The following is a 21,776-nucleotide window of genomic DNA, read 5'->3' as shown; positions in this document are numbered from 1 at the left end:
CCAGGTGCCATTTCGCCGCACCACGGGGCCGAAAATTTCCTTATAATGCGGACTTAAACGGGCCTGCAATATTCCCTTACAGGGGTGAAAAGCCAGTCTGAAGCCCACGCAGAGCGGTTCACGTTCTCTGCGCCCATCAGCGGCTTCGGAATACCCGTACAAAATTCTGTTTATTGCCTGCGTTGTACTGCTGCAACAAACGATTTCCTTTAGATCCAACGCGGCCAGAACCGGCCGTGTGAAAAACCAACCTATCAGTTTTCACACGGGCAACTGGCCCTCACGCAGGAGACGACACGTCATGCTGAGCTGGGACGAATTCGACAAAGAAGATGACGGCGAAGTCGCTGTAAAAGGCGCCAATGCCGGCCACGCTTCTGAAGCCAACATGGACCGCCTCGACAGCGCCGGTGGTGCCGCCGCTCAAGAGGCCCGCGCCGTGACCGCGACGGACTCCGCCGCGATCGCCCGCGCCAAGGCTGCCCTGGATTCCCTCGACGTCGCCGAAGGCCTCGCCGAACTGGAAGGCGCCTCTGCCCGTGTAGCTGTCGACGAAAAGCGCATGATCAACTGCCGCGCCGACCTCAACCAGCTCGTGCCATTCAAATACGACTGGGCATGGCAGAAGTACCTGGACGGCTGCGCAAACCACTGGATGCCGCAAGAAGTCAACATGACCGCCGACATCGCCCTCTGGAAAAACCCGGAAGGCCTGACCGACGACGAGCGCCGCATCGTGATGCGCAACCTCGGCTTCTTCTCCACCGCCGACTCCCTGGTTGCCAACAACCTGGTCCTGGCCGTGTACCGCCTGATCACCAACCCGGAATGCCGCCAGTACATCCTGCGCCAGGCCTTCGAAGAGGCGATCCACACCCACGCCTACCAGTACTGCATCGAATCGTTGGCCATGGATGAAGGCGAGATCTTCAACATGTACCACGAGATCCCATCGGTCGCGAAAAAAGCCACCTGGGGCCTGAAATACACCCGTTCGATCTCCGATCCGAAGTTCGAAACCGGCACCGTCGAAACCGACAAAGAGCTGCTGCGCAACCTGATCGCCTACTACTGCGTTCTGGAAGGCATCTTCTTCTACTGCGGCTTCACCCAAATCCTCTCCATGGGCCGCCGCAACAAAATGACCGGCGTCGCCGAGCAGTTCCAATACATCCTGCGCGACGAATCCATGCACCTGAACTTCGGCATCGACGTGATCAACCAGATCAAAATCGAAAACCCGCACTTGTGGGATGCTGAGATGAAGGAAGAAGCCTCGCAGATGATTCTGCAGGGGACTCAGCTAGAGATTGAATACGCGCGGGATACCATGCCTCGTGGGGTATTGGGCATGAATGCGGCGATGATGGAGGACTACCTGAAGTTCATCGCTAACCGTCGCCTGTCGCAGATTGGTTTGAAGGAAGAGTACCCAGGGACGACTAACCCGTTCCCTTGGATGAGCGAGATTATGGACTTGAAGAAAGAGAAGAATTTCTTTGAGACGCGGGTTATTGAGTATCAGACTGGCGGTGCTTTGAGCTGGGATTGATTTCCGAGCTTGCCGTGATTTGACGATGTAAATCGAAAAATCGAATTGCAAGAGGCCCCGATCTGATCGGGGCCTTTTTATTGGGTAAGAGAATTCTCACTAATTCGACCTTCACTACTAAAACTCCTACAACAATTCCAGCACCGTCCGCATTGATGTCGTTTCAGAGCATCTCTAAGCTCTATAGCAGGTGCCTAAGAAACGCCCAACGTAGAAGCTAACTTCCTTTCCACAGTACGCGCGCTGATATCAGCGATATACGCGTAATCCTGTGAGTGGGAGAAACAGCCTGTTGGGATTTCTTAGATCCTCTACGTCGGGTTCCGGCCCTCTTCCACTCATACGTAGAGGTAATGGATATGCCTGCAGAAACTCCACACCGATCGGTCATGCGTGATCCCTTTAGGCCGACGATCTTCACCCGCCACAACCTTCACCTCCATGCCCTTCTTCTTGAAAATCAACCATGGTTCTGCGCCCGCGATGTTGGCCGTTTGATGGGTGTCCATCTGAGTAATCGTATGGTCAACAAACTGGATAATGATCAGCGTCGCGTTTTGTGGATTGAGTATTTCCGGCAACCAGAAAAACAGTTGATGCTCAGCGAGTCTGGCGTGTATGCGCTGTTGGTGTATCACTACGTTCCAGGGAATCGGTTGCTGCGAGAATGGTTGACCCATCAGGTGGTGCCAGCCTTACGCGATGCAACCCCCTCGGAAAATTCGGATCGTCCGATGTTGAGTGTCTTAGATTGGCCGGAGATGTCGTTGAGTTTGCTTCATTGGCAGAATGAAAGTTGGATTCGGCTTCGGGACATGCCGTACCTGTTGAGCGATCAATCGCAGCGGCGCGTTACAGTGGTTAGGCCTTGGTGGCGGAAGGTTGCGGAGGTGTTTCAGTCTTCGAAGCATTCGGTGGGTTAGAGCGACGTGTATTTGTAGGATCGCTTGAGCGATGCGTCGGTCTTTTCTGTAGGAATTTTCGTAGACAGGTGTAATGGCCACTCAGTATCGTCCGAGGGTTTCAACCCTCGGCGATTGTATGGACACTGGAAAGAGCAACAGCGATTGGAGTGACGAGGAGATTCAGGCTGCGGTCGATGCCTATCTCAGCATGTTGTCACGCGAGCAAAGCGGTCAGAAGGTCAATAAGGCTCATGAGAATCGCGTCCTGCGCGAAGGAGCCTTAGCGGGCCGCACCAAAGGTTCGGTTGAATTTCGGATGCAGAACATCTCTACCGTGTTGGTCGAACTCGGGCGAGATCGCATTGAGGGATACAAACCTGCCAAGAATGTCGGCGCGAATGTTGCGCATAGCATTCGTGAAGCGTTGAACGCGCCGAATACTGTAACGCCAGAAGACTTTGCCCCGACCGCCGATGAAGCAACGCTAGAACAACGTGCTGCCAAACTTGAGAAGCAACCGTTCAAAGGCGAGCCGAAGGGGATTTTGAAACCACAACAAGTGCCGAGCTCGGGCAACTCTTTTGTACGCGATCCTGAGGTTAGAGCCTGGGTGCGGAAAGAGGCCAAGGGTATCTGCGAGGGTTGCGGAAAACCGGCTCCGTTTGAAAAGGACGGCAGGCCGTTTCTTGAGGTTCATCACGTTAAGCATTTGGCGCAGTTTGGATCGGATCGTCCTAGCAATGCTGTGGCTCTGTGCCCGAACTGTCATCGACGTTGTCACCATTCGAGCGACCGGGATGAGTTCACAGCTTCACTGTTTCAGAAGGTGAAGCGGTTGAAGTTTGAGTGATTGGGCCTGGAAAACTTCATCGGCGCATGTTCACTAAGGCGGCGAGTCGTAAGGATTGCGCTGCCGTCCTGAAAAAAGAAAACACCTAGAGTCATCCAGGACTCGTCCTACAGCCACGATTAGCCACGTTCGTTAATGTCGCGCAGCCCCTTTTCCGGGGCTGCCGATGGATGAACGAAAGGATGATCAGTGGCTGGCAATAAGGACATTCCGCGGATTAAGAATCCACCCTCCGGTGATGGGCATCACGTCACCCACCGCTACATGACGGCCACCGAATTGGCCGAGCGTGACGCCAGACAAAAAGCTTACGAGGCCATGCTGGCCAGGCAAGACGCCTTCGAACACAGCCGTCAGGTCATAGCGGAAAAGCAGAGGCTCACTCAAGCAGGATGTGTCTTCGCCAAGTCCTGCAAGCTGCCGGACGCCATCATCGACTACTCGAATCCCTCAGGGATGGTGCCGACCGATAGCCTGAAAGACTACGGCGACCTGATTCTGCTGGGTGCTCGCGAAGCGGATGAGTCAGGCGCTATGCCACTGAAGAAGATCAGTGGCGCAGCGATCCCCGTCGGTCTGGGCTCTCTCGCCTTGGTCGGGTCGGCATTCGCTGCTGCTCCCGTGGCCACAGCGAGCGCCGTAACAGCAACGCTGGTTGGCCTTGTTGCGCTGGTCATACCATCGAGTCTGGGCGACAGCTCGCTTTACACCGACGACCAACTCCGTGCGCTCAAACAGGCCCGTACCCGCGTTCGCCTGCAGGTCGAGCAACAGACTGACGGCAGCCTCAAGGGATATGGTTTCTACACCGGCAAAAATCGCGATTGGGAAATGGTTGATGTTGTGCAGTTCACATTGCGTGGCACCCAGCAGGTGGCTGACCTGGGTGACGGCATTGAACTGATCTGGACACCGGCCGTGGATGGTTCCGACATCCTGGGCATTCCGGCGCTGGAGGCTGCCCCGCAAGCGCCGCATATCTGGGTTTACCCGCCAACGAAAGCGGCTGATAGCATCATCGTGAACCCGGTTTATCCGCCGGAATACAAGGATTTCATCCTCGTGTTTCCGGCTGATTCAGGGATTAGGCCGGTTTACATTGTTCTCAGTCAAACCGGTGATCATTCGTATTATGACCACCCGAAAACGCTTCCCGCATTTCCAGATACAACCCGAGTAAAGTCGAAGTCATCTGTTCAAGGGGGAGGAAGGAAACGCGCTCGTTGGGTTGACCGTAAGGGGCGAATTTATGAATGGGACTACAAAAGTAATGCTGTGGAAAAATACGACAAACTCGGAGTCCATTTAGGCGAATTCAACCACATCACAGGCGAACAAACAAAACCTGCGAAACCAGGCAGAAAAACCTCAAGAAACTAAGGATTACAGCATGCGCTACCTTTCAATAACTGGCTTTTATCCGGATGACAAGCAGGACGACTCTTTGCAGTTTGAGCTGGATATCGAAGGAACTGAGCTCAATGAGAAAGTTGCCCATCTTATTGAATCGAAGCCACTAAACGAAGTGGAACCAGGAGAATTACTTTTAAGCGAGAGTCAGGTAATGACGCTGTCAGAACTTCTAGGCGTCAGTTTTCCTGAGGGTCTAGAGTACTTTATGGGCACTTGCGCCAAGCAATGAAATCCATTGTCACAATTAGTCAAATAAAGCCCTGACCAATCACACTGATCGGGCTTTTGCTCAAGAAAACCCAATACAAGGGAGGACTTCGGGATCGCAGGACTGATGCGAAGGGTAGAACAATTTACGAGTGGGATATTTTTCATGGTGAACCTGAAGCCCTGTCAAAATCTGCCGACATCCGAATCTTCCCCTTTAATCGCCCAGGCTTGCGCGTCTGCGGTGAATCGACATGGGGCAGCAGGCCCAGATAAGGCTTGCCGGCCTTGGTGATCACCACCCTGTCGCCCTGCCATGCACGCGCACCTACGGATTTTGCGTCATCACTCAATCGGCCGGGCCCTTATCGCCATCCTTGGTCTTTGTTGTGGCTCGCAACGTAGCCACTCTATTAAGCTGTCCTGCGGACTTGCGTTTAGGATTGGCGCCGCGAACGGGCGCTTTGGAAACCGGCTTTTGCTGCCCAAGCGGCGGCGTGTGAAGAGTTGTGGCAATGGTCAGCCCCAGACGCAGCCCGAACTTCCTCAGGATGGCTTCGAGGGTGCTGACGGTCGGATTAGCCTTGTCCTTCTCGATCTGGTACAGCGCCTTGGTCGACATCTTGCACATGGCTGCAAAGGTTTCCTGGTCGAAACCGGTCACCTCAAGCCTTAGCCGACGAATAGCGGTGCCCAGGGTTTCGATCCCCGTCACATGCTGCATGACGATGTCGTCAATGAGCTCCCTGCGCCGTTCGTTGGTGTTCTCTTTCATCGCAGCCCCCCATTCAACCAGGCGTCCTAGCATGGCTTGCCACACAGTCGGAACTATAATGCCAACTATCGTGGCTCAACCCTCCACTTCCAGCAGTATAATTCCGGTTATGCTCGCACGTCCTGCCTATTGACCGGTGCATTGCTACGGATTTTGCGCTGTGCCAAAAACATTCAGTGCAACCCTCCCCACCTCCCGCTATTAATACCCGTCCCCTCTCAAGGACCCGAGCCCGCCATGAAATTCGACCTCGCCTACTGCCTCAGCCTCGACGACAAGCTGTCGATCTATGATGTGCGCGATCTGAATTTCGATGAAACCATGGATTTCGATTCTGCCAAGGAGCATTTCCAGTGCCCCAACGATGCCTGCCGTTTGGCATTCGATGCGGCCAACGTGTTGGGAACGTTCAACGCCAAGAATGTGAATTACGTGCGCACGCCGCACTTCAAGAACATGCCCAGCACGCGGCATGTGGCGGATTGTCCTTATGTCAGTCTGAAGATGCCGGCGTCGGGTGTGGAGGCGGACGGGGCGGAATCGGATGACGGTCGGGAGGAGCATTTTCCGTCGGAGTTGTTGCTGACTCGGCGTGAGTATGTGCGTAAGCCTGCGAGCCCGGCGGTGGCAGCGGATGTTTTGCGCGATGCCCCGACTCTCACTTCAGCGAGCAGTAACGTCGAGCAGCCAAGCCGGGAGTCGGCGCCGGACAAGACCAGTGTCTTCGCACACCCGGTGGAGTGTTTTGTGTCGAACTTCACGGACAAGGAGCTGCTCAAGCGCATGCCGCTGAAGATTGGCGAGCACACGGCGCCCTATGGGTCGTTCTTCAAGAAGATCGAGTACCTGCAGGACAACAAGGGGCTGATTTACTGGGGCAAGATCAAGGAGATCAAGGATTACACCCAGAGCTTTCGCATCGATTTCGAACAGAAGGTCTGGTTCAAGCAAGCGGACGAGGCGAAGAAGAAGCCTTATTCGGTCAACGTTTATCTGAGCAAGAAGCTGATCGACAACTACCGCAAGCGCAAGGCGTTTCTGGAGGAGATCAAGCACGCCGTCGACAGTGATGCCGAGTTGTATTGCTTCTTTTATGGCGTGACGCCAGAGTTGAAGCAGGTGCCTAGCAAGAAAAACCCCGAACAGACGTTCGGGGTGTTCAGTGCCAACATCGAGAACCTGGATCACTTCATTATTCGTGAAGCGCCGGGGTTGGCGGATCAGTGACTTCGCCTCAGGGCAGTTGCAGCGCTACGCCGCCGGGATGTTGTTTGATGAGGCTGTAGGGCAGGACGCCCCAGCCAATGTTTCGGCAGACGGCAGACACGTGAGGGAAAGACGGCTCTAACTTGATGCCTTTTTCGGTGAAGTACCAATCCGGATAGTGCCAAGGGTAGTCGTCGTTGTAGCCGCAGTCGTTCTCCCCTTCAGCCGTTGTCGTCATTTCCTTGGGATACAGCTTAAGCAGTTGCGCCACCAGCCAAGGCGCCAGCTCCTTGGACCGGTAGTCGTAATAGACAGCGGATGACTCGGATGAAGATTCATCGTAGTCGTAGATTTTTTGCTCGAAATGCAGCGGTTTGCCCTGCCCCACCCACAGCACGTCATCAAGCGTCAGGACTTTCCCGGTACGGGTATCAAGATTGAGCGCCTCATTGTACTGATCCGGGTAAGCCCCACCGCAGTAGTACTCGAATGAGATAGTCGCGCTCATGACGGAGGACGTCATCCACAACGGCTGAATCCCCTGATTGTAGTAGCCCTGTTTGCCATCGATGTAGCACCCGAAATGCCCCACCACGCCCTGCCACAACCGCGCCATCAACTGCTGATTGATACGCTGGCGCGTTTCAGCGGTGTACCCCGAAACCACTTCAAACCCTTCCATTTTTGTCTGTGGCTCGCCCCACCATTGCAGCGTGTACCCCATGAACGTTTCGGTCCGTCCTTGTTTGAGTTTCAGGCCTTGCAGACGCAGATATTCGTATGGCGCCTTGTCATGGAGTCTGACGAGATAGGGCAACGTTTCGGCGGACACTGGCGGGAGTTTGGCTTGCTGTAATTCGACCTTGAGGACTTTGCCTTGTGGACTGGTCCATTCGCCGGACCAACCGTCGGGCTTGGGATGCAAGCGAATTTGCGGGACAGTTTTACCCTCATCGTCAGCCTGGCTGCCCTCGTCGAGTATCAGGGTTTCGCCTTCTCTATTTCCGGTGAGTACTAGATCACTGCGATACTTTTGGTAAAAGTACCGCCCCTCACTGCCGTTGGCGTTCACCTCCAGCACAATCGGCGATTTGCCCACAGTTCCGGTGTAAACCTGAGTGCCATTTTCAGCCCACAGCGCGGTAGAAAAAGTTGAACACACCAACACGACAATGCCGGTCAGACGAAACAGTCCTTTGAACATCAAAACATCCTTGAGTGAATCGAGCGCTGCTCGCGAGAAGTTGTCGCGGATTATGGCGAAGCAACGTCCGAGAATCGATGGAAAGCTACGCCGATAACACTCAACCCAGACACATGCTAAGCATCACCACTACCAGCAAACCAATATAAACCCGCGCATGCACCCGATCCGGTATCCGCCCGATCCACGGCGTGGCCAGCCGAATCCCCACCAGCGACCCAAACGTCAATACCGTAAACGCCAGCACATCCACATAACCGACAAACCACGGTCCCAGATCAAACTCGGTAAACCCCGCCATCGCCATATAGGTCAGCGTTCCGGCCACCGCAACCGGAAGACTCAATGGATTAGCCATGGATGTGGCTTGCGACATGCTGAGGCCACAGCGTCTTAGCAACGGCACGGTCATGACGCTGCCACCCACCCCAAGAAAGGTGGCGATAGCGCCAATTCCCACACCGCCGCCAGACACTTCTGCCCCGCCCAATCGCCGTGGGATTTCGATGTAGGACTGTGTAAGAAAACCGCGTCTGAACAAGCAGTCCAGAATGGTCACGCTCAGGTAAACGATGAAGGCAGAACGGATCAGCTCACCACTCGCCCACATCGCGGCCGCAGCTCCGACGATCGCGCCCAAGCCGATGAACCCGCCCAACGGCCACAGGTAATGGCGAATGAGATTGCCCGCGTGGTGATGTTTTCTGGTGGCGATCAGGGCATTGACGATCATCACGCAGGTCGAAGTCGCCACGGCAATGTGCATCGCCGATTGGCCGATGGGGTCGTCGATGCCGTGGCTGGCCGTGAGCATGCGGTACAGCAAGGGCACGACGACAAATCCGCCGCCGAAGCCGAACAGCACGGCGGTGACGCCGGTCATGCAGCCGAAGAGTGCCAGCAAGAGGTAGAAGAACATCGCGCATCGTCCGTGGGTTGAGAGTGGCCGACGATAGAGCGATGGGGCTTGGCCTGCTTCAGCAAGTCAGCCAATAATGTTTGCGTTTACGCCAACCGCTGGGTGCCGCTCGATGCGCAATGTTTCGATTGATCTGCTGGACGACACGCCACGGCCGGTGGTGGCCATCGGTACGGATTATCCCGACGGTCATCGGTTGCCGCGCCATACCCATCGACGGGCGCAGTTGTTGTATGGCGCCACCGGGGTGATGCAGGTGAGCACGCTCGACGGCAATTGGGTGGTGCCGCCGCAGCGGGCGGTGTGGATTCCGCCAGGGGTGGCGCATGAGGTGTTGATGCTGGGGGTGAGCACTCGCAGTGTGTATATCGAACCGGGGGCGGTTGATCTGGGCAGCCGCTGCCAGGTGATCAGTGTTTCGCCGTTGCTGCGGCATTTACTGATGGAGGCGGTGGAGGTTGCGCTGGAGTACGACGAGGCCGGGCGCGATGGGGCGTTGATCGACTTGTTGCTGCACGAACTGGCGCGCAGTGCTCACCTGCCGTTGCATATTCCGTTGCCTGTGGATTCGCGGTTGCTCGGGTTGTGTCAGAGGTTTCTCCGGCAACCGAACGCTCACCAATCGCCGCAGCAATGGGCCGATCAGTTGCATATCAGTTTGCGTACGTTCAATCGTCTGTTCCGCCAACAAACCGGGCTGAGTTTCAGCCAATGGCGGCAGCGAGCCTGCGTGGTGCTGGCCTTGGCGCGGCTGGCGGTGGACACGCCGGTGACGCGCATTGCCCTGGATTTTGGTTATGAAAGCCCGGCGGCGTTCTCGACCATGTTCCGTCGGGTGCTGGGACAGGCCCCGTCCGTTTGGTTGGAGGGGACGAAATGACCACTAAAGCCATCCGCGAAGAATGCACCGCGGTTTCTCAGGGATTACGCATCATCGTTCTTCGTGGGCAAGTCGGATCGCCGCACCGCTCGCGTCTACAGGTTCTGCACCAGGCGGATGATTGTCTTGAGTGGCTTGTTCTGACAGCAATTCAAAGCTCTGCTCCTTCACATCCTGGGAATCCAGGCCGATTTGCACCCGGAACTCACCCGGCTCGGCGACGTATTCCAGTTGGGCATTGAAGAACTTCAAGTCGTTCTCGTTAATGCTGAAGTGGACTGCTCTCTCCTCGCCGGCCTTGAGCATGATTTTTTGGAAGTTTTTCAGTTCTTTGACCGGCCGGGCGACGGAGGCAACGACATCGCGGATATACAGCTGAACCACCGTTTCGCCGTCACGCTGGCCGGTATTTTTCACCATGATGCTGGCGACGAGGTTGTCGGTCTTGTTCAGTGTGGTCGAAGACAGGGCCATGTCGGTCAGGCTGAAATCGGTATAGCTCAGCCCATAGCCGAAGGGGTAAAGCGGCCCATAGGATTGATCGAAATATTGCGACGTGTAGTTGCGAAGCGCACCCGGCAGATACGGACGGCCGGTGTTCAGGTGGCTGTAGTAATTGGGGATCTGCCCCACGGAACGTGGAAAGGTGATGGGTAATTTGCCGGACGGGTTGTAGTCACCGAACAATACATCCGCAACGGCGTTGCCTCCCTCGGTACCGCTGTACCAGGTTTCCAGAATCGCATCGGCCTGTTTCTGCTCCTTGCCGATCGACAACGGCCGACCGTTCATCAATACCAGTACCAGCGGCTTGCCGGTGGCTTTCAGGGCGGTGATCAATTCACTCTGGCGCCCCGGCAGATCGAGGCTGGTTCGACTGGCCGCTTCATGGGACATGCTGCGGGGCTCGCCCACCACGGCGATGACAACATCGGCTTGCTGTGCAACCTTGACTGCTTCGTCAATCATTTCTTCTGCCGGGCGAGGGTCGTTGGCGATTTCAGACACGCCCTGGTATTCCAGGTATTTAACAACCTCCTGATCCTCCTCGAGATTGGCGCCTCGGGCATAGATCAGCGAGCCCTGGCTCATCGCGCTTTTCAGCCCGTCGTAGATCGTCACCGATTGCGCGGGCACACCACTTGCAGACCAACTGCCCATGATGTCGACGGTACTTTTTGCCAACGGGCCGATGAGCGCGATCGTGCTCTCTTTTTTCAGCGGCAAGAGCCCGTTTTCATTCTTCAACAGCACCAGTGTCTTGCGTGCCACTTCACGGGCCTGCGCTCTGTGCAGATGGTTTTCGGCGTTGTTATCAGCAGCGCTTTCACTGGCAGCGCCGAGGCGCCGGTAAGGGTCTTCGAATAGCCCCATGTCGTACTTGGCACCCAGTACTTCCCGCACCGCGTCATCAATATCGCTCTGGGAAATGGCGCCAGACTCAAGCAGCCCTGGCAACTCCGGCCCATAGGAGGAGTCGTTCATGCTCATATCAATGCCGGCCCTGATGGCGAGCCTGGCCGCGTCGCGAGGATTCCTCGCAACACCGTGCTGAACCAGATCGGTTACCCCGTTATGGTCGCTGATGACCAGTCCCTTGAAGCCCCACGCTTTGCGGAGCAGGTCCTGCATCAACCATTTATTGGCCGCCGCCGGCACACCATTTATCGAGTTAAGCGCCGCCATGACGGCTCCCGCGCCACCCTCGATCGCCGAACGATAAGGTGGCAGGTAGTCCTGGTACATTCGGGTCAGGCCCATGTCGACGCTGTTGTAGTCGCGCCCCCCCTCGACAGCCCCATACAACGCAAAGTGCTTGGCGCTGGACATGATGCTGTCGGGCGCGTTCAGGCTTTGTCCCTGGTAGGCCTGGACCATCACTCTGGCAATGCGCGAAACCAGATAGGTGTCTTCACCGAAGCCTTCGGATGTGCGCCCCCAGCGAGGATCACGGGCGACATCGATCATCGGGGCGAAGGTCATATCGATACCGTCCTCACTGGCTTCTTTCGCCGCCGTTCGACCGCTCAACTCGATGGCGTCCATATCCCAACTGGAGGCCAGGGCCAGGCCGATGGGAAAAATGGTTCGATGACCGTGTATCACGTCCCAACCGAAAAACATCGGTATCTTCAGGCGGCTTTGTTGAGCCGCGTCCTGCATGGGGCGGTTTACATAACGGCTCACAGAGCCATACGTCCCCCCGATTCGCCCGGCAGTGATCTCCTGGCAGATTTTTTCGGGCGTCATCTTGTCATCGATAGCGATCAGCCGCAGTTGGCCGACTTTTTCGTCGAGGGTCATCTGATTGATGAGGTTGGTGACAAAGGCATCTTTGTTTGGCGATACCGTATCGGCCAGGACCGGCAGAGTTGTAAAGCTGATCAGGGCACATAGCAGACGTAGTCTTTTCATGATTCCCTTCCCCGCGTAACGCTGTGGCGCACTGCCTTTGAAACGCCACCTTTCCGGCATTGAAGATCAGAAGGCTGACGTTCAATCATTTGGAGCTTTCAGGAAACCGCCTAGAGACAGCGTAGTCGGTCCAACGCCCCTGCCTGAGCGAAAAAAGAGAATCGATCAAAAAATGAGTTTGATCCGGGCGCAAAACAACTGTACAAAAACACAGTACATTTTCGAATCGCCACGCTCGATCCCCGGAGAAAACCATGGCCTCTCTTGCAATGAAAATCACCCTGGAACGCATCGCCCTCTTCCAGTTCACCCCAGCCCACTGCGCCCAGGCCCGAGCGATGCTGGGTTGGAGTGTGGAGGAGTTGTCCGAGGAATCCGGAGTTTCCGTTGACGCCATCCAGCGATTCGAAGCGCAGCGTAATGTGCTGGATGTCACGCGGCTGGCGTTGGCGTATCGGTTTGAATCGCAAGGTTTGGTGTTCTTCCCGGGGTTTGCACCGGGCCGAGGGATGAATGTGAAAGGGTCCACACCGAATCCGGTGGGGCGGGCGGATTATGCGATGGTTGAGTGAGGTTGCAGCAGATGCGGGCCAAAGCCGAACACGTTATGAAAATAGGCATGCTCCTCGAAACCGGTCAGCTGAGTCAGGCTGAGGCGGCCCATAGGCTTGGATTGTCTGAGGAGGAACTGAACGAAATACTCCGTGGAGAATTTTGCGATCTGACCGTGGCAAAAATCTCGGAATATACAAAGCCGTTACTGGACGAACGCAGCTGAAAAGTCCGGGGCGCTTGCACCGCAAGCGCCCCGGCAGCACAACATCAAGCGTTCTGCACGGTCGCCTGATCGCTTACATCTTCCACACCCAACCACCACGCGCCACCACGCTGCGGATACATCACGTTGAACGCCTCGCCCATTTGCGGCGTGGTGATCGACACGTTCCGTTCCCAGGCCAGCGCCAGAATACGGTCGAAAGGTTCGTACCAGGCGTGCATCGACAGGTCGAAGGTGCCGTTGTGGATCGGCAGCAACCAGCGCCCTTTAAGGTCGATGTGCGCTTGCAGGGTTTGCTCGGGCTGCATGTGCACGTGAGGCCACTCGACGTTGTAGGCGCCGGTTTCCATAAGGGTCAGGTCGAATGGGCCGTACTGCTCGCCGATGCGTTTGAAGCCGTCGAAGTAGCCGCTGTCGCCACTGAAGAAAATCCGCGTATCGCCGTCGATCATCACCCACGATGCCCACAGGGTGCTGTTACCGTCGAACAGCCCGCGACCGGAAAAGTGCTGCGAAGGTGTGGCTACGAATTGAAGGCCATCGACCTCGGTGCCCTGCCACCAATCCAGTTGGCGCACTTTGCTGGCGTCGATGCCCCACTTGATCAGGGTGTCCCCCACGCCCAGGGGCGTGAGGAAGTAGCGGGTCTTGTCCGCCAGTTTGAGCACGGCCTGATAATCGAGGTGGTCGTAGTGATCGTGGGACAGGATCACCGCTTCAATCGGCGGCAGGTCTTCGAGGCTGATCGGCGGCTGGTGGAAACGCTTGGGGCCGGCCCATTGCACGGGAGAGGCGCGTTCGGCGAAGACCGGGTCGGTGATCCAGAACTTGTCCTGCAGCTTGAGCAGAAGCGTGGAATGGCCCAGGCGATAGACGCTGTGGTTAGGCGCGGCAATCAACGCCGCCTGGGTCAGGGTTTGCACCGGAACGGGGGCCGACGGCCGGGTGTCGTGCGGTTTGTTGAAGATGAAGTTCCACAGGATGCGCAAGGTTTTGCGAAAGCCTTCGCGCTGCACCGGCACATGGTTTCGGTACTGCCCTTGAGCCTGTCGGGACGCTTCAGGCGTTGAAGCGTTGTTCGCTGGGGAAGTTGAAGTGTCCATGACTGAATGACTCCAGAAAAACCGCACAATCGACGATTTTCCGCTTGGGACGATAAATGGCCAAGGCATGCACGCATCAGCCGAAGATTCAATTTCTCACGGTGCAGGATTAACACAACATTACACTGCACAGTGTAGTTTCTAGGTTGCATCAAAGCCGATCACAAGTAAACTACCAAGTGTAATTCTCCACTTTTTCCTGCCGAAGCGTACTTATGACAGCTCCACAGCGCCTCACCGACCGAAAACGCGAAGCCATCATCCAGGCAGCGATTGCCGAATTCCGTACCCACGGTTTCGACATCACCAGCATGGACAAGATCGCCGCCACCGCCGGCGTGTCGAAGCGCACGGTGTACAACCACTTCCCGAGCAAGGAAGAGTTGTTTGCCGAAATCCTCAATCAGTTATGGACCCGAGTAACGGCCGAACAGGAAACGGCCTACCGCCACGACCTGCCCCTGCGCGATCAGCTGCGCCTGATGTTGCAGGCGAAATTGCAGATGCTGGCCGATGACAATTTTCTCGACCTGGCGCGTGTGGCGATTGCCGCCACCATCCACTCTCCCGAGCGTGCGCAGAACATGGTTGCCCGAATGGGTGAGCGCGAAGAAAGTTTGACCGTGTGGATTCGTGCCGCCCAGGCCGATGGCCGCTTGAAACAGGTCGCGCCTGAGTTCGCTGCGCAACAGATCCACGGGTTGCTCAAGTCCTTTGCCTTCTGGCCGCAGATTTCCATGGGCCGAACGGGCCTTTCGCCCGAGATGCAGCACACCGTGGTGGAATCTGCGCTGGACATGTTCCTGGCGTGCTATGAGTGCTGAACCGAGCTGCAAAAAATGACAACGTCCGCCACTTTATCGCTGTTCGATCGCTCTGAATAAAAACACCGAAATGTGTTTCTGAATGAGACTGGCGCTGGAGCTATAGTGAGCCTCAGTCCCATCCCCTCTTCAGAGAGCATCATGAGCACTCCGACCCACGAAACCGAAACCGAAATCACCGGCCCCGTCGATCACCTGCGCTTCCATCGCCCTCACGCGCACCTGGCACCTACTTTCGGTACCGACCGTTTTGCCCTGCGCGCCGAGGCTTTTGCGCGGTTCTTTGGCACGCCGACCTTCCTTGGCGCCCAGACCTTGGTGGTGGTGATCTGGATTTGCCTGAACCTGTCCGGCGTAACCCAATTCGATGTGTACCCCTTCATCCTGCTCAACCTGGCGTTCAGCCTGCAAGCGGCCTACGCCGCGCCGCTGATTCTGCTGGCCCAGACGCGTCAGGCGGCGCGGGACAAAGCCCAGTCCGAAGCCGATGCGCGACATCGTGAAGCCTTGGCCATCGCCAACAGTGAACGTCAGGCCCAAGCCGCGCGGAACACTGCGCAACTGAAGGAGTTGCTGGAGCAAAACACCCGGCTCACCGAAATCACCAAGACCCTGACTGAGCGCATCGAAAGCCTGACCTCGGAAATGCATCAACACTTCATCAGCAAGGAGCCACCGAAGGTTTGATCCGGAGCGCCCGCCCCAACTCGTCGAACAACGTCACCACCGAGCGCAACGCGCGGCAGTCCGGGCGGGTCAGCAGCCACAGCGCGGTGTCGTAACCGTGCAGGGGCTCGGTCAACGGTTGCAGTCCGTCACCGATCAAAAAGTCCGGCAACGCCGCGATGCCCAGTCCGGCCCGCACCAACTCGGTCACCGACAACATGCTGTTGCAGCGATAACCGGGTGTAACGCCAGGCAACTGCTGGCGCCGCCAGGCGACGGTGGGGTGATCGGGAAGAAAGTCGTCCGGGGCGATCCAGGTTAATGAGGCCAGGTCGTGGGATTCGACCGATTGCAGATAGGCCGCGCTGGCACAGACCCGGTAGGAAATGTCTGCCAATCGCCGGCCAACCAGATGCTCGGGCGGGGTACGGGTCAACCGCAAGGCGATGTCGGCGTCGCGGCGGCTGAGGTTGGCGAAGTCGTTGGAGGTGCAGAGTTCAATAGTCAGTGCCGGGTAAGACGGCATGAACCGCGCCAGTGCCGGTAACAGCAGACTTTGCAGGACCGAATCGGTGCAGGTCAGGCGCACGGTGCCGCTGATGATTTCTCCGCCCTGCTCCACGCCAATGCGCGCCGCCTCCAGTGCTTGTTCGGCGCGTTCAGCCTGCTCGGCCAGGGTCTGAGCCAACGTGGTAGGCAGGTAACCGGTGCGGCTCTTTTCGAACAGTTGCTGGCCCAGCGCGGCTTCGAGTCGACGGACCGCGCGAAACACCGTCGAGACGTCGACCTTCAACAACGCCGAAGCCCGGGCCAGAGAGCCGCCGCGCACTAAAGCGAGGATCAGCGACAGGTCGGGATAGTCCAGCCGATAGTGCGTCGATGCATTGATCACTTGGGATAACGCCAATATTGATTGCGTGAACGCCAATCTATAGTCGGTGCCAGAAATCAACAAGCGTCGAGATCACTCATGGAAACCAACGCCATCCGCATTGCCCTGATCGGTGACTACGATCCACACGTCACCGCCCATCAAGCCATCCCCGTCGCCCTCGGCATGGCCGCCGAACACACCGGCATGAACCTGCAGTTTGAATGGCTGCCCACCGACCGCATCACCGCCGATACGCCACTGGACGACTTCGATGGGTTCTGGTGTGTACCCGCCAGCCCTTATCGCAACATGGATGGCGCGTTACGGGCGATCCGCTTTGCCCGGGAACTACAACGGCCGTTCCTCGGCACGTGCGGCGGTTTTCAGCACGCGGTGCTGGAATTCGCCCGCAACGTATTGGGCTGGGAAGATGCCGAACACGGCGAGACTTCGCCCGACGCGACGCGGGCGTTACTCACGCCGCTGACCTGTGCGCTGGTGGAAGCCGTCGACAGCATTCATTTGGTTGAAGGCTCGTTGATCGCCAAGGCGTACGAAAATGTGGAGATTCGTGAAGGCTATCACTGCCGTTACGGTGTGAATCCCGAGTTTGAACGGCAGCTACTGACGCGACAGTTGCACGCGGTTGGCCACGATTCGGCGGGGGATCTGCGGGCAGTGGAGCTGAAGGATCATCCATTCTTTGTCGCAACGCTGTTCCAACCGGAACGCGCCGCGCTCAAAGGCCTGCTGCCGCCATTGGTCAAGGCGTTGATCGAGGCCTGTGCGAGGAAAAATTCATGATCGCCCAGACACCTGCAGCACCTTACTACGCAGTGATTTTCACCTCGCTGCGCACCGAAGGCGACCAGGGTTACGAACAGGCCGCCGAACGCATGGTGGAACTGGCCCGTGAGCAACCCGGCTTCCTGGGCGTGGAATCGGCCCGGGGCGCGGATGGGCTCGGGATTACGGTGTCCTACTGGGACAGCGAAGCGGCGATCCTGGCCTGGAAGCATCACCCCGAGCACAGCGCGATTCGTGAACGCGGGCGATCGACCTGGTATTCGGCGTGTCATACGCGGGTGTGCAAGGTTGAACGGGCCTATGCGTTCAAACAGTAAATGATGCAGTGTTCTGGCGTCTTCGCGGGCTTGTCCGCGAAGACGCCAGAACAGCCACCGCAAAACCCTCACCCCCGCACCAAACTCCTCACCGCCGTAATCTGCGGCACGTCCTGTCGATTCATGTACACCCGCAACGGTTCGGTGATGTTGATCCGGTCGTCGATGTTCTGGTCCAGCAGCAACTGAATCAGTTCGCGCTTGAGCGTCATGGTCTGCTCGGGGCCGGGTGCCCAGACGAATTCGCTGGCGGGGATGATGCCGTCGTCAGCCACGTCCATGCCGAAAGCGTCTTCACTGAAGCGCACGATGTACTGGCCGGTTTTGCGATTGAGGCCGACGAAGCCTTTGAGTTGGTCGGCGGCCTGGCAAATGAGCTGGGAAGTGATGCGCATGGTAAACCTCACAAAAGGTCGCTAAGGACCGGTGATCGATGGTTTACACGCAGGGCAAGTGAACGGGTTTCCCTCTGCCGGGGAAACTGCAGGTGTGAAGATTACTGCAAAGAGCCGCACAAAAGCGTCGAAGAAATCTTCTTTAAACACGTTTATGTCGGTCTGGTGATAGCACAAGCGGCGCTCAGTTGTTAAAAGATACGTCTTTGAAAACTCATCGCAAAAGGACTTCGACCATGCCTGTCTCCTTCACCAAAAGCGCCCTGCTGCTGAGCCTGATGCTCGGCCTCGGCCAGGCACAGGCCACCAGCGAGCCAAGCCCCAGCGCACTGGCAACCCGCCTGGGCATTCCGCACCCGGCGGTGATCGCCCACCGTGGCGCCTCTTTTGATGCACCGGAATCCACCGCCGCAGCCTACAAACTGGCTCGCGACCTGGGTGCCGACTACCTGGAAATGGACCTGCAACGCAGCAAGGATGGTGTGCTGTTCGCCCTGCACGACAACAACCTGCAACGCACCACCGACGTCGCTACCAAATTCCCTGAGCGCAAGGACAGCCCGGCCAACGAATTCACCATCGCCGAACTGAAAACCCTGGATGCCGGCAGCTGGTTCAACACGGCGTACCCGGATCGCGCGCGTCCTGGCTACGTGGGTCTGAAGATCCTGACCCTGGACGAAATCATCGACATCGCCCAAGGCAATCCACTGCACAAGCCTGGCCTGTACATCGAAACCAAGGAGCCAAAGCAGTTTCCCGGCATCGAACGCGATCTCAAGGATAAATTGCAGGACCGTGGTTGGCTGAGCCCGACGGGTTCCAAACTGGCAAAAAGTAATCTGGCGGTCGGCCAGGGGAAAGGCAAAGTCGTGCTGCAAACCTTCGAGAAGAGCAGCCTAGAACTGCTCGAGAAGGAGATGCCGCAAGTGCCGAAAATCCTGCTGTTGTGGGTCGGCGAAGGCAGCATCGAGCCGAAATCCAAAGTGGCGTTCGCTGAGTCCGGAGACAAGGACAAAGCGACTTACTACGCCAAACAGGAACCGAAGGACAAAGCCGAATTCCAGCAATGGGTCGAGTACGCCAAGGCCCAGGGCGCTATCGGCACCGGGCCTTCTGCCGCGCTGACCAAGGGTGGAGATCAGAGCTATTCAGACCTGGTGAAACCGTGGATGAACCAGTTCACCCACGATCAGGGCATGCTGGTGCACGTCTACACCATCGACGATGCCGTGGATTATCAGAAAGTGATGGATGCCGGTGTCGACGGCATCTTCACCAATCGCGCCAGCGAACTGCTGAAGTTCTATAAGCGCCCGGCGGCGGCGAGTGTTGCGCAGTTGTTGCAGAACAACGGGTATTGATTCAAGACCGTGGCGCCTGTTTCGCAGGCAAGCCTCGCTCCTACAATGCCATACGCGGTGGTCGCGTAAATCTGTAGGAGCGAGGCTTGCCCGCGAAGCTTTTAGCTGACGCCACGGGCAATTAAGGGTGAATTAAGTTGCGCTGTTTAACCTGATCCCACTTAAACAGCTCCTCCAAGGAAAGAACTTGATGAAAACCTTAACTGCCCTGTTCACCGCTGCTGCCCTGACCCTCACCGCAGGCCTGGCCCAAGCTGATGTTCGCGTCGACCAGATCCCCGAGTTGGTCAAAAGCGGCAAGATCAAACCCCTGGAAGAAATGAACCAGGCCGCGCTGAAGTTGCATCCGGGCGCCACGATTACCGATACCGACCTGGATAACCACTTCAACGGTTACGAATATGAAGTGGAACTGCGTCTGGCTGACAACACCGAATGGGACGTGGACTTCGATGCCGCCACTGGCAAGGTCCTGAGCAACAAACAAGACAAGTGATTCAACGGCAAAAAGCCGCACGATCTTCGGGTCGTGCGGCTTTTTTGCGTTCGGCGTAAGGCAAATCGCTGAAGTCATGAACGAAGTCGCGCCCTTTTGCGCAGGCCCGCTAGAATCCCTCAACACCACTCAGCATGTTGAAGCAGAGAACCACGGATATGGGGCAAACAGCGGCAGCAGACATCGCCACGATCGGCCGGATCAGCGCGGTGCCGGCGGTTCTCCAGGTGATCAGTGAGCTGACCGGGTTGCGGTTCGCCGCGGTGGCCCGCGTCATCGACAACACCTGGATCGCCTGCGCGGTGCTCGATCGACTGGGTTTCGGCGTGCAAGTGGGCGATGAACTGCAGCTGGTCTCCACGCTGAGCGACGAAATTCGCCAGGGCCAGCACTCGGTGGTCATCGACAAGGTCAGTGAAGACCCGCTCAGCCGCGATCATCCCTTCGAAAGCTACATTGCCGTGCCGATACTTCGCACCGACGGGCGCTTCTTTGGCACCCTCTGCGCCCTCGATCCTGATCCCGCGCCGCTCAAGTCCAGCACGATCCAGAGCACCATGGAATCCTTCGCCCGGATGCTCGCGCTGCAGATAGAGACCGAAGAAAACCTGCAACAGACCGAAGCGGCGCCGATCAAGGAACGTAAAACCAGCGAACTGCGCGAACAGTTCATCGCCGTACTCGGCCATGACCTGCGCAACCCCTTGTTCGCCATCAGCGCCGGTGCCGAAATGCTCCTGCGCAAACTCAAAGACCCGCCAAATGAACAACGGGTGCGGCATATCCTCACCAGCGCCCGGCGTGCGACCAAACTGGTCGACGATGTACTGGACTTCGCGCGCGGGTCATTGGGTCGCGGCATCCCGGTGAATATCGAGCCGTGCCCGGATTTGGGGGATGTGCTGCGGCATGTGATCGCCGAGATCCAGAGCATTCACCCCAAGCGCATTATTCAGTCGTCGATTGGCGACCTGAGCGACATTCACTGCGATCGCGAACGGGTCGCGCAGTTGCTGTCCAACCTGCTGGCGAATGCCGTTGTCCACGGCGATCCCGACGGCCCGGTCGAGGTCAGTGCGCAGGTCAACGAAGGGCACTTCATATTGAGCGTGAAAAACCACGGGCTGATTGCCGAAGATGCCTTGCCACACCTGTTCCAGCCCTACTCGCGACCGACCGGCGGAACACCGCAGGCCGGCCTCGGGTTGGGGTTGTACATTGCCAATCAGATTGCGCTGGCCCATGGGGGGCAGCTTGATGTGAAATCGACGCAGTCCCATGGAACGGCGTTCATATTCACGCTGCCTTTGACGCGGTGACGACAGCCTCAATGTCTTAGACCGCGTTAGCGTGACTCACGGACGATTGGCTGTTAAACATCTCGACCTTGGCACGGAAAGAACTTGAGGTGGAGGTCGATCCATCCAGATGCTTGATCGTGTAGTAAGCCTCCGCAGCGACAGCCACCTGACTCAGCGCTCCTTTGTCCAAAGGAATGTGTATGGGAAAGAAATCACCTTGTCGATATTTGTGATAAGCAACCTCCACGTTGCCAAACTTCACGAAGATTTCTTCGCCCTCTACAAATTCTTCCCTTGCCGGGATGATTGCTTTCGGAATCACTGGGTCTGCTTCATCGACGAAAAAAATGATCGACTGTCCACCGACAACAGTCATAGGGTTCAATGTTTCGGTCATCGCAATGCTCCTTGTGAAAGTACTGGCACAGGTTCAGTTTGAGTAGGCGCGCCAAGGGATATCTAGCGCCGCGAGAAAAAAACTGTCTACTGTCAGAAATAACAGGTACCGCTGAAATCGGGCGTCTT

General features: G+C 57.0%; 25 protein-coding genes. 17 read left to right on the top strand and 8 right to left on the bottom strand.

Translation table 11 applies throughout. The annotated features are described in order from the left end of the window. Window positions 1-301: 301 nt before the first annotated feature. From PGR6_RS06530 to PGR6_RS29100, 6 genes are all read left to right on the top strand, one after another. Window positions 302-1,552 (top strand): ribonucleotide-diphosphate reductase subunit beta, encoded by a 1,251-nt coding sequence (locus tag PGR6_RS06530; RefSeq protein ID WP_007934889.1) that lies wholly within the window; start codon window positions 302-304, stop codon window positions 1,550-1,552. Window positions 1,553-1,941: 389 nt separating this feature from the next. Next, window positions 1,942-2,475, top strand: a complete 534-nt coding sequence (locus PGR6_RS29105; RefSeq protein ID WP_082920829.1) for a BRO-N domain-containing protein — start codon at window positions 1,942-1,944, stop codon at window positions 2,473-2,475. A 118-nt stretch (window positions 2,476-2,593) separates the two neighbouring features. Then, window positions 2,594-3,307 carry an HNH endonuclease gene (locus tag PGR6_RS06520; protein ID WP_064621205.1) on the top strand — a complete coding sequence of 238 codons (714 nt, stop codon included), beginning with the start codon at window positions 2,594-2,596 and terminating at the stop codon, window positions 3,305-3,307. A gap of 189 nt (window positions 3,308-3,496) precedes the next feature. Further along, window positions 3,497-4,687 (top strand): S-type pyocin domain-containing protein, encoded by a 1,191-nt coding sequence (locus PGR6_RS06515; RefSeq protein WP_064616448.1) that lies wholly within the window; start codon window positions 3,497-3,499, stop codon window positions 4,685-4,687. Between the two features lie 10 nt (window positions 4,688-4,697). After that, window positions 4,698-4,949: a pyocin S6 family toxin immunity protein gene (locus tag PGR6_RS06510; RefSeq protein WP_064616446.1), complete on the top strand. Its 252-nt coding sequence runs from the start codon at window positions 4,698-4,700 to the stop codon at window positions 4,947-4,949. A 56-nt stretch (window positions 4,950-5,005) separates the two neighbouring features. After that, window positions 5,006-5,203 carry a colicin E3/pyocin S6 family cytotoxin gene (locus tag PGR6_RS29100; protein WP_237229578.1) on the top strand — a complete coding sequence of 66 codons (198 nt, stop codon included), beginning with the start codon at window positions 5,006-5,008 and terminating at the stop codon, window positions 5,201-5,203. Window positions 5,204-5,276: 73 nt separating this feature from the next. Here PGR6_RS29100 and PGR6_RS06505 read toward each other — a convergent pair whose 3' ends face one another. After that, entirely contained in the window at window positions 5,277-5,702 is a 426-nt protein-coding gene (locus PGR6_RS06505) for a helix-turn-helix domain-containing protein (protein ID WP_082920914.1), read from the bottom strand. Between the two features lie 237 nt (window positions 5,703-5,939). Here PGR6_RS06505 and PGR6_RS06500 point away from each other — a divergent pair, with 237 nt between their 5' ends. After that, window positions 5,940-6,929 carry a hypothetical protein gene (locus tag PGR6_RS06500; protein ID WP_064616442.1) on the top strand — a complete coding sequence of 330 codons (990 nt, stop codon included), beginning with the start codon at window positions 5,940-5,942 and terminating at the stop codon, window positions 6,927-6,929. A gap of 7 nt (window positions 6,930-6,936) precedes the next feature. Here PGR6_RS06500 and PGR6_RS06495 read toward each other — a convergent pair whose 3' ends face one another. Continuing rightward, window positions 6,937-8,112, bottom strand: coding sequence for a hypothetical protein (locus tag PGR6_RS06495; RefSeq protein ID WP_064616440.1), 1,176 nt, complete (start codon window positions 8,110-8,112; stop codon window positions 6,937-6,939). 100 nt (window positions 8,113-8,212) lie between these two features. Next, the gene (locus PGR6_RS06490; RefSeq protein ID WP_064616438.1) at window positions 8,213-9,031 is read right to left on the bottom strand and encodes a sulfite exporter TauE/SafE family protein; all 819 of its coding nucleotides are present in this window, start codon (window positions 9,029-9,031) and stop codon (window positions 8,213-8,215) included. A 112-nt stretch (window positions 9,032-9,143) separates the two neighbouring features. Here PGR6_RS06490 and PGR6_RS06485 point away from each other — a divergent pair, with 112 nt between their 5' ends. Further along, complete coding sequence (locus tag PGR6_RS06485; RefSeq protein ID WP_064616437.1) at window positions 9,144-9,911, top strand: AraC family transcriptional regulator; 768 nt, start codon at window positions 9,144-9,146, stop codon at window positions 9,909-9,911. 51 nt (window positions 9,912-9,962) lie between these two features. Here the strand turns inward: PGR6_RS06485 and bglX are convergent, their stop codons facing one another. Continuing rightward, on the bottom strand, window positions 9,963-12,326 hold the full coding sequence (gene bglX / locus PGR6_RS06480) for a beta-glucosidase BglX (RefSeq protein ID WP_064616435.1): 2,364 nt from the start codon (window positions 12,324-12,326) through the stop codon (window positions 9,963-9,965). Window positions 12,327-12,580: 254 nt separating this feature from the next. On the opposite strand from bglX, the gene PGR6_RS06475 reads away from it, so the two are divergent. Together PGR6_RS06475 and PGR6_RS06470 are read left to right on the top strand one after the other, a co-directional pair. Next, a complete protein-coding gene (locus PGR6_RS06475; protein WP_018926408.1) occupies window positions 12,581-12,898 on the top strand; it encodes a helix-turn-helix domain-containing protein in 318 nt (105 codons plus the stop codon). 11 nt (window positions 12,899-12,909) lie between these two features. Beyond that, window positions 12,910-13,104 (top strand): XRE family transcriptional regulator, encoded by a 195-nt coding sequence (locus PGR6_RS06470; RefSeq protein WP_064621204.1) that lies wholly within the window; start codon window positions 12,910-12,912, stop codon window positions 13,102-13,104. A 44-nt stretch (window positions 13,105-13,148) separates the two neighbouring features. On the opposite strand, the gene PGR6_RS06465 is transcribed toward PGR6_RS06470, so the two are convergent. Beyond that, a complete protein-coding gene (locus PGR6_RS06465) occupies window positions 13,149-14,207 on the bottom strand; it encodes an MBL fold metallo-hydrolase (RefSeq protein ID WP_026286448.1) in 1,059 nt (352 codons plus the stop codon). A 215-nt stretch (window positions 14,208-14,422) separates the two neighbouring features. On the opposite strand from PGR6_RS06465, the gene PGR6_RS06460 reads away from it, so the two are divergent. Continuing rightward, window positions 14,423-15,031 (top strand): TetR/AcrR family transcriptional regulator, encoded by a 609-nt coding sequence (locus PGR6_RS06460; protein WP_064616432.1) that lies wholly within the window; start codon window positions 14,423-14,425, stop codon window positions 15,029-15,031. A 141-nt stretch (window positions 15,032-15,172) separates the two neighbouring features. Continuing rightward, window positions 15,173-15,718 carry a DUF1003 domain-containing protein gene (locus PGR6_RS06455; RefSeq protein WP_018926412.1) on the top strand — a complete coding sequence of 182 codons (546 nt, stop codon included), beginning with the start codon at window positions 15,173-15,175 and terminating at the stop codon, window positions 15,716-15,718. Here the strand turns inward: PGR6_RS06455 and PGR6_RS06450 are convergent. Next, the gene (locus PGR6_RS06450) at window positions 15,693-16,652 is read right to left on the bottom strand and encodes a LysR family transcriptional regulator (protein WP_082920827.1); all 960 of its coding nucleotides are present in this window, start codon (window positions 16,650-16,652) and stop codon (window positions 15,693-15,695) included. The genes PGR6_RS06455 and PGR6_RS06450 overlap by 26 nt on opposite strands. Window positions 16,653-16,667: 15 nt before the next feature. Between PGR6_RS06450 and PGR6_RS06445 the strand changes: the two genes are divergently transcribed. Continuing rightward, the gene (locus tag PGR6_RS06445) at window positions 16,668-17,375 is read left to right on the top strand and encodes a CTP synthase C-terminal region-related (seleno)protein (RefSeq protein ID WP_064616429.1); all 708 of its coding nucleotides are present in this window, start codon (window positions 16,668-16,670) and stop codon (window positions 17,373-17,375) included. Continuing rightward, a complete protein-coding gene (locus PGR6_RS06440) occupies window positions 17,372-17,695 on the top strand; it encodes an antibiotic biosynthesis monooxygenase family protein (RefSeq protein ID WP_064616427.1) in 324 nt (107 codons plus the stop codon). Before PGR6_RS06445 ends, PGR6_RS06440 begins: the two co-directional genes overlap by 4 nt. Window positions 17,696-17,763: 68 nt before the next feature. Here the strand turns inward: PGR6_RS06440 and PGR6_RS06435 are convergent, their stop codons facing one another. Further along, window positions 17,764-18,090, bottom strand: a complete 327-nt coding sequence (locus PGR6_RS06435; protein ID WP_064616425.1) for a DUF2025 family protein — start codon at window positions 18,088-18,090, stop codon at window positions 17,764-17,766. Window positions 18,091-18,326: 236 nt separating this feature from the next. On the opposite strand from PGR6_RS06435, the gene PGR6_RS06430 reads away from it, so the two are divergent. From PGR6_RS06430 to PGR6_RS06420, 3 genes are all read left to right on the top strand, one after another. After that, a complete protein-coding gene (locus PGR6_RS06430) occupies window positions 18,327-19,454 on the top strand; it encodes a glycerophosphodiester phosphodiesterase (RefSeq protein WP_064616423.1) in 1,128 nt (375 codons plus the stop codon). 190 nt (window positions 19,455-19,644) lie between these two features. Further along, window positions 19,645-19,950, top strand: coding sequence for a PepSY domain-containing protein (locus tag PGR6_RS06425; RefSeq protein WP_007934833.1), 306 nt, complete (start codon window positions 19,645-19,647; stop codon window positions 19,948-19,950). 158 nt (window positions 19,951-20,108) lie between these two features. Then, the gene (locus PGR6_RS06420) at window positions 20,109-21,269 is read left to right on the top strand and encodes a GAF domain-containing sensor histidine kinase (protein WP_064616421.1); all 1,161 of its coding nucleotides are present in this window, start codon (window positions 20,109-20,111) and stop codon (window positions 21,267-21,269) included. Between the two features lie 16 nt (window positions 21,270-21,285). Here the strand turns inward: PGR6_RS06420 and PGR6_RS06415 are convergent, their stop codons facing one another. After that, complete coding sequence (locus PGR6_RS06415; protein WP_018926420.1) at window positions 21,286-21,648, bottom strand: hypothetical protein; 363 nt, start codon at window positions 21,646-21,648, stop codon at window positions 21,286-21,288. Window positions 21,649-21,776 lie beyond the last annotated feature (128 nt).

The sequence above is a fragment of the Pseudomonas sp. GR 6-02 genome, assembly GCF_001655615.1.
Taxonomy (GTDB): Bacteria; Pseudomonadota; Gammaproteobacteria; order Pseudomonadales; family Pseudomonadaceae; genus Aquipseudomonas.
This window is presented reverse-complemented; position numbering and strand designations above follow the sequence as displayed.

Coding starts and splice junctions, on each gene's coding strand:
- PGR6_RS06530 (WP_007934889.1), top strand. CDS start 302: ATGCTGAGCTGGGACGAATTCGACAAAGAAGATGACGGCGAAGTCGCT.
- PGR6_RS29105 (WP_082920829.1), top strand. CDS start 1,942: ATGCGTGATCCCTTTAGGCCGACGATCTTCACCCGCCACAACCTTCAC.
- PGR6_RS06520 (WP_064621205.1), top strand. CDS start 2,594: ATGGACACTGGAAAGAGCAACAGCGATTGGAGTGACGAGGAGATTCAG.
- PGR6_RS06510 (WP_064616446.1), top strand. CDS start 4,698: ATGCGCTACCTTTCAATAACTGGCTTTTATCCGGATGACAAGCAGGAC.
- PGR6_RS06505 (WP_082920914.1), bottom strand. CDS start 5,702: ATGAAAGAGAACACCAACGAACGGCGCAGGGAGCTCATTGACGACATC.
- PGR6_RS06500 (WP_064616442.1), top strand. CDS start 5,940: ATGAAATTCGACCTCGCCTACTGCCTCAGCCTCGACGACAAGCTGTCG.
- PGR6_RS06495 (WP_064616440.1), bottom strand. CDS start 8,112: ATGTTCAAAGGACTGTTTCGTCTGACCGGCATTGTCGTGTTGGTGTGT.
- PGR6_RS06490 (WP_064616438.1), bottom strand. CDS start 9,031: ATGTTCTTCTACCTCTTGCTGGCACTCTTCGGCTGCATGACCGGCGTC.
- PGR6_RS06485 (WP_064616437.1), top strand. CDS start 9,144: ATGCGCAATGTTTCGATTGATCTGCTGGACGACACGCCACGGCCGGTG.
- bglX (WP_064616435.1), bottom strand. CDS start 12,326: ATGAAAAGACTACGTCTGCTATGTGCCCTGATCAGCTTTACAACTCTG.
- PGR6_RS06475 (WP_018926408.1), top strand. CDS start 12,581: ATGGCCTCTCTTGCAATGAAAATCACCCTGGAACGCATCGCCCTCTTC.
- PGR6_RS06470 (WP_064621204.1), top strand. CDS start 12,910: ATGCGGGCCAAAGCCGAACACGTTATGAAAATAGGCATGCTCCTCGAA.
- PGR6_RS06465 (WP_026286448.1), bottom strand. CDS start 14,207: ATGGACACTTCAACTTCCCCAGCGAACAACGCTTCAACGCCTGAAGCG.
- PGR6_RS06460 (WP_064616432.1), top strand. CDS start 14,423: ATGACAGCTCCACAGCGCCTCACCGACCGAAAACGCGAAGCCATCATC.
- PGR6_RS06455 (WP_018926412.1), top strand. CDS start 15,173: ATGAGCACTCCGACCCACGAAACCGAAACCGAAATCACCGGCCCCGTC.
- PGR6_RS06445 (WP_064616429.1), top strand. CDS start 16,668: ATGGAAACCAACGCCATCCGCATTGCCCTGATCGGTGACTACGATCCA.
- PGR6_RS06440 (WP_064616427.1), top strand. CDS start 17,372: ATGATCGCCCAGACACCTGCAGCACCTTACTACGCAGTGATTTTCACC.
- PGR6_RS06435 (WP_064616425.1), bottom strand. CDS start 18,090: ATGCGCATCACTTCCCAGCTCATTTGCCAGGCCGCCGACCAACTCAAA.
- PGR6_RS06430 (WP_064616423.1), top strand. CDS start 18,327: ATGCCTGTCTCCTTCACCAAAAGCGCCCTGCTGCTGAGCCTGATGCTC.
- PGR6_RS06425 (WP_007934833.1), top strand. CDS start 19,645: ATGAAAACCTTAACTGCCCTGTTCACCGCTGCTGCCCTGACCCTCACC.
- PGR6_RS06420 (WP_064616421.1), top strand. CDS start 20,109: ATGGGGCAAACAGCGGCAGCAGACATCGCCACGATCGGCCGGATCAGC.
- PGR6_RS06415 (WP_018926420.1), bottom strand. CDS start 21,648: ATGACCGAAACATTGAACCCTATGACTGTTGTCGGTGGACAGTCGATC.